Source organism: Arthrobacter sp. JSM 101049 (assembly GCF_041679245.1).
Classification (GTDB): domain Bacteria; phylum Actinomycetota; class Actinomycetes; order Actinomycetales; family Micrococcaceae; genus Arthrobacter_H.
This window is the reverse complement of sequence record NZ_JBGFFC010000014.1, coordinates 1-5684: the sequence shown is the minus strand read 5'-3', so window position 1 is coordinate 5684 and position 5684 is coordinate 1. Positions and strand designations below refer to the sequence as shown.

2 protein-coding genes, 3 tRNA genes and 4 pseudogenes are annotated in these 5684 nt (G+C 63.6%); 5 read left to right on the top strand and 4 right to left on the bottom strand.

The features are described from left to right. Both AB8M85_RS17435 and AB8M85_RS17430 read left to right on the top strand, forming a co-directional pair. Positions 1 to 412: pseudogene (locus AB8M85_RS17435) on the top strand (transposase); the annotation flags it as partial. 204 nt (positions 413 to 616) lie between these two features. Further along, a pseudogene (locus AB8M85_RS17430) lies at positions 617 to 1804 on the top strand (IS1249 family transposase). A gap of 140 nt (positions 1805 to 1944) precedes the next feature. Here AB8M85_RS17430 and AB8M85_RS17425 read toward each other — a convergent pair. The 4 genes from AB8M85_RS17425 to AB8M85_RS17410 form a co-directional block, all read right to left on the bottom strand. Further along, a tRNA-Glu gene (locus tag AB8M85_RS17425) sits at positions 1945 to 2017 on the bottom strand. A gap of 49 nt (positions 2018 to 2066) precedes the next feature. Then, positions 2067 to 2139, bottom strand: a tRNA-Glu gene (locus AB8M85_RS17420). 64 nt (positions 2140 to 2203) lie between these two features. Next, a tRNA-Gln gene (locus AB8M85_RS17415) sits at positions 2204 to 2275 on the bottom strand. 293 nt (positions 2276 to 2568) lie between these two features. Then, on the bottom strand, positions 2569 to 3936 hold the full coding sequence (locus AB8M85_RS17410) for a DDE-type integrase/transposase/recombinase (protein ID WP_372700102.1): 1368 nt from the start codon (positions 3934 to 3936) through the stop codon (positions 2569 to 2571). Positions 3937 to 4121: 185 nt separating this feature from the next. On the opposite strand from AB8M85_RS17410, the gene AB8M85_RS17405 reads away from it, so the two are divergent. The 3 genes and pseudogenes from AB8M85_RS17405 to AB8M85_RS17395 all read left to right on the top strand — a co-directional run. Then, positions 4122 to 4490 carry a transposase family protein gene (locus tag AB8M85_RS17405; protein ID WP_372700101.1) on the top strand — a complete coding sequence of 123 codons (369 nt, stop codon included), beginning with the start codon at positions 4122 to 4124 and terminating at the stop codon, positions 4488 to 4490. 254 nt (positions 4491 to 4744) lie between these two features. After that, positions 4745 to 5272: pseudogene (locus AB8M85_RS17400) on the top strand (ISAs1 family transposase); the annotation flags it as partial. 123 nt (positions 5273 to 5395) lie between these two features. After that, positions 5396 to 5684 (top strand): annotated as a pseudogene (locus tag AB8M85_RS17395) (integrase); the annotation flags it as partial.

Here is a 5684-nt window from a genome sequence, read left to right as displayed (position 1 = left end):
GGCCGAGGCCATCCGGCTGGCGAAACGGATCGGTGAGCTCGACAAGGAATTGTCCAGCAACAACCAGCAGATCACCGAGCTGGTCAAGGTCAGCGAGGCCGCGCTTTTGCTGGAGGTCAAGGGTTTCGGTGCCGTCACGGCCGCAACTTGCCTGACCGTTTGGTCCCACCAAGGACGGGTGCATTCGGAAGCAGCATATGGGGCCCTCGCCGGGGTGAATCCGATCCCGGCCTCGTCGGGCCACACCGTCCGTCACCGGGTCAACCGCGCGAGGACGGACGCCTCAACCAGGCGCTGCACGTGGTATCGATCATCACGGATGACCCACGACGAGGAATCCCGCATATACGTGAAGAAACGGGAAGCGGAAGGACTCTCCGCCCAGGAAATCCGTGGCTGCATCAAACGCTAACTCGCCCGGCGCGTCTACCATACCCCCAGCTCATACGGCGCGGCCCGGAACTCCGCTTGACAGACAGAGAAGGGTCACCTAGTCCAGACACACGCCAATGTCCTACAATCCGCATCGACACCGGAGGGGTTATAGGCAGGAATGTGTGTACGTGAGGAGTTTGCTTCCCTGTCGTGCGTAGGGTGAGGCCGGGATGCACATGCTTTGGGAGCCTGTGGGGTTCCTCTTGCCTCGAACCAACCGCGTTGTGGTGTATGCGATTCCAAGCTCGTCAAGAACGGGAAAACCTCCGCCGGACGTACCCGATGGTGATGCAAACAGTGCGGGGCTTCGAGCACGCAGTCGCGCCAGGACGTCAGTCGACGAGCACAGCTGGCTGGCTTCGTGGACTGGCTACTCGGTGTCACGTCGCAGGCCTCCCGTGGCGGGACCGGCAGGACCTTCCGGGCGTTGGTTGGATGGTGCTGGCGGGTCGAAGTTCCCCCGCCAGCGCCAACGGGTCAGGTCCACGAGCAGGTCATGCTCGACGGGACGTACTTCAACGGCTGGTGCGTCCTCATCGCCTTCATCGGCTCCCATGTCGTGGACTGGCAGTGGTGCGACCAGGAGAAGAAAGCCGCCAGCGGGCAGTTCCTAATGGCCATTGACACGGCCCCGACGGTGGCCGTTGTCGATGGCGGGACCGGTCTGCATGCGGCATTGCGCCACTACTGGCCGGACACGCGCGTGCAGCGGTGCTATTTCCACATCTTACAGGCCGTGCGCCGCCACCTGACTTTTGCCCCCAGGCTGCCAGCTGGCCGGGAGCTCATGGCCCTGACCAAGGCGTTGATGAAGGTCTCCAGCCAGGAGCAGGCCGCGGCCTGGATCAGCGCCTATTCGCAGTGGGAGGCCAAATGGGACGCTTTCCTCAAGCACCGCACCGAAGCCCGTACCGGTGCTGAACGGCCCTGCGCAGTTCCTGCTAGTCGTCTCTGGTGGTACACCCATCAGCGGCTGCGTCGGGCTCGGGGCTTCTACCGGTCGTTGATCAAGCACGAGAACCTGTTCGTCTGGCTGGAGACCGATTTGCAGCCTGCCAGTGGAGTGAAGATCCACCGGACTACTTCGCCCTTGGAGGGCGGTCCGAACAAGGCCATCAAGGAATTGCTCCGCGCCCATCGCGGGATGCCTGACGCGCACGCCCGCACCGCGGTGAACTGGCTATTGGATTCACTGACTGAATTCCCCAGGGAGCCATGGACGCTCGTGTGCCAGGAACACTGGGACCCTCCACGCAAGCAACGAAAAATCAATGAAGAACCCGACGGGCCGGCGCTCTACGACAGGGAATTCAGTTGGGAAGACGGCAACGGGGTCCAGCACGGCTGGGGCGGTAGGAGCAGGCCGTGACACACCCGGGCCATACACACATTCCTGCCTATAACCCCCGGCGGGACTACCAGTCCAAAAGAAAAACACCCCAGTCCGAAGACTGGGGCGCCAACGATCTCGCCGAACATCTGTAAACGATGTCCTCAGAGATCGCAAAGTGACCCCAGCGGGATTCGAACCCGCGTTACCGCCGTGAGAGGGCAGCGTACTAGGCCGCTATACGATGGGGCCGCATAGCTTGCATCGTTGAAAGGCTGATGCCGCCGTGTTCTTGCGAACGTGACCCCAGCGGGATTCGAACCCGCGTTACCGCCGTGAGAGGGCAGCGTACTAGGCCGCTATACGATGGGGCCATAGCTTGTCCGGAGTGCTCTTCGGACAATGCCAGCCGGCGCAGCGTCTGCTCCGGCTGTAGCGCTGGGATACCAGGACTCGAACCTAGAATGTCGGTACCAGAAACCGATGTGTTGCCAATTACACCATATCCCAATGGTGTACCAAGTTCCGTTCACGCCCCTCGCGGAGCGTTCCCGGTGCCTCGGCACGAGTAATTACTTTACCCGAGGGTCCCGGCAAAACCAAAATCCCCAGGTCCATTTCAAAGTCGCTTGGTTCGTCGGGCTGGTGACGCTCTTCACTTCTGCCCGGCGTGGCCCCTTTTAGTCAAGGAGAACTCCTGTTAATCCTGTGATGTCTCAGGACATCGGTGACAGTTCTGCCTCAGGACAATGGTGACATTCGGTGGATCAGGACATCGGTGATGGTTCCGGTTTTGGGCCCGCTTATTTGCGGAACCGGGTACGGGATTTGCCGATCCCGACGTAGGCGGTGCCCTTCGGCGGCCAGAGGTATTCGGCGATGACTTCGCCTTCGGTGTTCGCGAACACGATGCTCTCGCGGTCCCACGTGACAGCTACTGTTCGCCCTCCCATCCGCTTTGTCAGGGAGAACAGGGCCCTGCCGATGTTGACGACGCCGTTGGGGTAGACCTGCATTTTCCGCGTGCCAGTGGCTGCCGGGTGCGCGATGCTGCCGCTGAATTTCCTGGGCGTGGTGTTCTCACGCTGGGCTTCTTTGAGCAGCAGGTCGTGGGCGTCTCCTGCCGCGCGGGTGCCGCCCTGCGTTGGCGGTAGTCCGGTGGGACGCTGGGCCCGGTGACCTTGCGCCGACACTGGTACCGGGGGAAGAACCGGCGCCGGTTTCGGGCGGGATGCCTCGGCAATCGCCGTGGCAGACCGCGCCTGCTGCGGGGTGATGCGTCCTGGGAGCGCCTGGTTCGGACGCTCCGTGTTATAGACCAGGTCGATCCGCTCGACCTGGTCCTGGAGCTCCCCGTGGCTTTGCGCCATTGGCTGCTTGTCCAGCCACCGGAACAGAGTCTGGTGAAAGCGCTCGTTCTTGCCTTGCGTGGTGGGCCTGTTCGCCTTCCCGCTGATCGCCTCGACGCCAAGCGAGGACACGTAGGCGACCAGCTGGCCTTCCCATCCACGACGAGAGGGATTCAGGGCCATGCCGTTGTCGGTGAGCAGGCGTTGCGGAACCCCGTATGTCCTGATGCCCTTTTTCACGACCGCCAGGGCGGCCTCGCTGGTCTCTCCGCCAGCCACGTGGGTCGCGATGGCGAGGCGCGAATGGTCATTCTGAAGCTGGAAGATCACGCACTTGCGTCCGCCGGTGAGCACGTACTCGGTCGCATCAAGCTGCCAGCAGGCGTTCCGTGCCGGGTAAACGAACCTGCGGTACGCTGCCCGGGGTTTTTTCCTCGGATCGGCGCGGGCCACGCCTCGTTCCCGGAAGATCCGTGCCAACGAGGCAACGGATGGCGCGTCCATGCCCAGAGACACCATCTTGTCCTGCACGCTGATCGGACCATGGTCCAGCCCGGAAGACTCCATGGCCGCACGCACCTTCACTGCATCATCCTTCAGCGCCTCGAAAGCCCTGCTGGGCGAAGACTTGGGCCGTCGGGACCGCGATTCCAGCGCTGCCGCCTGGCCCTCGTCGCGTGCCCTGGCCCGGATCGCATAGAAAAACTTGCGGGTGATGGAATGCTCGGCGCAGAACGCGGTGACCGACCCGCGGGGCGCGTCATCAGGCCATCGGGCGATCGCGAGGCGTATTCGGGCATCGACCGGCTCATTCGGATTCATGCGTCATTCTCGGCCGACCGCCTCGGGCGCTGCCAAACCCGTTAACTTCGAAGGGAAGTGTCACCACCCAAACACCCGGAAGTGTCACCGATGTCCTGAGGTAGAACTGTCACCCATGTCCTGCGAGATAACAAACTCCTGTTAAGCCGGTGTTTACCACAACGCCGAGACACAGGGGTCCGCCGATGCCATCCTCTCCCACCGGCCTGCTTTCGCGCTACTTCGAGCGGGAACGGGAGGTATCCGGGTCCGAGCTGCCCTCGCTGCGCCGGGCCCTGTCGGCTATACCGGACCCACGGGCACTACGCGGGATGCGATACCCCTTCACGGACCTTTTGCTGGTCTTCGTCGCCGCCGTGCTCTCCGGTGCGCGCTCGTTGACGATGATCACCGAATGGGCCGCCCGAGCCCACCGTGACCGGGCCCTGTTCGGCTACGGCAGGGCCCCGTCCCTGGCCACGATCCACCGCATCGCCGTCCTGGTCGACCCGGTCGCCCTCGATGCCGCGGTCGCAGTCTGGACCACGGCCCGTGCCACTGCCCAGGACACCTAGCTTCCGGCGGTGGTGGTGGGCGGCAAGGAAGTGCGCGGATCCAAGCACGCCAACGGGGACCGCGTGTTCCTCATGGCGGCCCTGGACCAGGATGCCGGCACAGTTCTGGCCCAGGAAGCCATCGGGGTCAAGACCAATAAGATCCCCCATCTGCCGGTCCTGCTCGACCGGCCCGGGAACCTGGACGGGAAGGTCATCACAGCCGATGCACTGCACACCCTTGCCGTGCAGGCCAACGCGAACGTGCCCGCGGCGGGCACTACGTCTTCACGGTCAAGGCCAACCAACGCGCCCTGCGGGACCGGATCGCCTCCCAGGGCTGGTCCCGCAGGAAGCCGGGATACCGGGCCCGGGGAAAGGCCCACGGACGCACCAGCACCTGGGAAGCCGCCGTCCAACCTGCCCAGGACTGGATAGGGTTCCCCCATGCCGCGCAGACGATGCGGATCACCCGCGGACGGGACGAGCACGAAACCGGGGAAAAGACCGGGGAGCAGGTCTACGTGATCACCTCCCTGCCACCAAACCTCGCCGGAGCCCCGGAACCGGCGAACCTCATCCGCGGCCACTGGGGCATCGAAAACCGGTTGCACTGGTTCAGGGACACCGCATACCGCGAAGACGCCTCCCAAGTCCGTACCGGCAACGCCGCCCATGTCATGGCCAGCCTGCGCAACCTCGCCATCAACGTCCTGCGACTGGCCGGACACACCAACATCACCGCCACCCTGCGGGCCCTGGACCACGAGCCCGAAACAGTCCGCCAGCTCACCGGACTTTGAAATGGCCCTGCAAAATCCCGACTTGACTCATCAATAGTGCTCGCGAAATGGTGTGCGTGCCTCATTTGGAAAATGCTCGCGAAATCTCTGGTCCGCCCTCGAGCGCTTTGGAGTTCTGGAGAGATGGGTTACTGGTTGACGTTGTCTGCGCGTCGGGAGATCACCAAGAAGGAGGCCAACGCGTATGCTAAGGCCTCGAAGAAGGACAGGCGCGCCATCCTGGACCGGTTAGTTGCCGAGGTCGGCTGGTCCCGGGCCAATGCCCGACGCCAGCTCCGTCACGCCCTGGAACGGAAGGGACCGGCGCGGACCGTGGTGCGCAAGCCACGACCGCGGACCTATTCCTATGACACGCTGAAGGTCCAGCAATGTGTATGGCCCGTGGCCGACCAGCCCTGCGGGAAATACCTGG